The sequence below is a fragment of the Geothrix edaphica genome (assembly GCF_030268045.1).
Taxonomy (GTDB): domain Bacteria; phylum Acidobacteriota; class Holophagae; order Holophagales; family Holophagaceae; genus Geothrix; species Geothrix edaphica.
Window position 1 is genome coordinate 1 of record NZ_BSDC01000006.1, and the last position, 1,240, is coordinate 1,240.

Genomic DNA, 1,240 nt, shown 5'->3' on the forward strand with positions numbered 1-1,240 from the left:
TGACGTCCTCCCGGAAAACTAGACCAAGGATAATGTGAGTCCTCCCCCTCTGGAGGGCCCCTTGAGAAAGAGCAGATACACCGAGGAGCAGATCATCTTGGCCTTGAAAGAGCACGAGGCCGGCAGGACGACGGCACAGATCTGCCGAAAGCTCGGAGTCAGCGAGCAGACCTTCTACCGTTGGAAGGCCAAGTTCGGCGGGATGGACGTGGCCGATGCAAAGCGGCTGAAGGGTCTGGAGGAGGAGAACCGAAAGCTGAAGCAGCTTGTGGGAGAGCTCTCGCTGGACAATCAGGGCCTGAGGTTCCTGCTCACAAAAAAATTCTGAGGCCCCCGGATCGACGGAAGGCCGTGAGTGGCCTTCGGACCCAGTTTCAGATGAGCGAACGGCGGGCCTGCCGGGTAATCGGGATGCAGCGGTGCAGCTATCGGTATCAGTCCAGGCGAAAGGACTGGGTCGAACTGCGCCAAAGGCTTTTGGAACTGGCAGCCGAGCGAAAGCGCTTCGGCTATCAGCGTCTTCATGTGCTCCTGCGGAGGGAGGGCTTCCCGGTGAATGTGAAACGGATCTACCGACTCTACAAGGAGGAGGGGCTCTCCGTTCGGAAGCGCATTCGGAAGCGGTTGAAGGGCTGTCCCAGGAAGGACCTCCAAGCCCCTACCCGGCCTGGTGAGCAGTGGGCCATGGACTTCACCTCGGACGCCTTAGCCGATGGCCGGGCGCTGCGGACGCTGAACGTGGTCGACACCTTCACCCGCGAGTGCCTGGCCATCGAGGTGGACACGAGCCTGCCGGGTCTTCGGGTGGGGCGGGTGCTGGATCGGATCATCCACGAGCGGGGCAGGCCAGAGGTCATCGTCACGGACAACGGGCCGGAGTTCACCAGTCGGGTGTTCGACCAGTGGTGCTACCAGCGGAGGATCCGGCACCACTTCATCCAACCTGGGAAGCCCATGCAGAACGGGACCTGCGAAAGCTTCAACGGGCGCTTCCGGGACGAATGTCTCAACGAGCACTGGTTCCGGAGCATCCAGGAGGCCCGGAGAATCACCGAAGCCTGGCGACAGGACTACAATCACCTCAGACCCCACGGACCCCTCGGCGATCAAACACCAGCCGAAGCCGCGCGCCGCTGGGATTCACTCCGGTCGGCTACGCCTCCCTCCGCGAATCCCAGCGAGACAACCCTTAACCCAGGACTCTCAACATCCTTGGTATAGAAGTGGGGAGGACGTCAGA

At 61.6% G+C, this 1,240-nt stretch carries 1 protein-coding gene; it reads left to right on the forward strand.

Annotation, left to right across the window (positions count from 1 at the left end; all coding sequences use genetic code 11):
• Nucleotides 1–61: 61 nt before the first annotated feature.
• A protein-coding gene (locus QSJ30_RS14455; protein WP_285610395.1) for an IS3 family transposase occupies nt 62–1,221 on the forward strand; the annotation gives its coding sequence in 2 pieces (ribosomal slippage) (nt 62–314 and nt 314–1,221; 1,161 coding nt in all).
• The last annotated feature ends 19 nt before the right edge of the window (nt 1,222–1,240 follow it).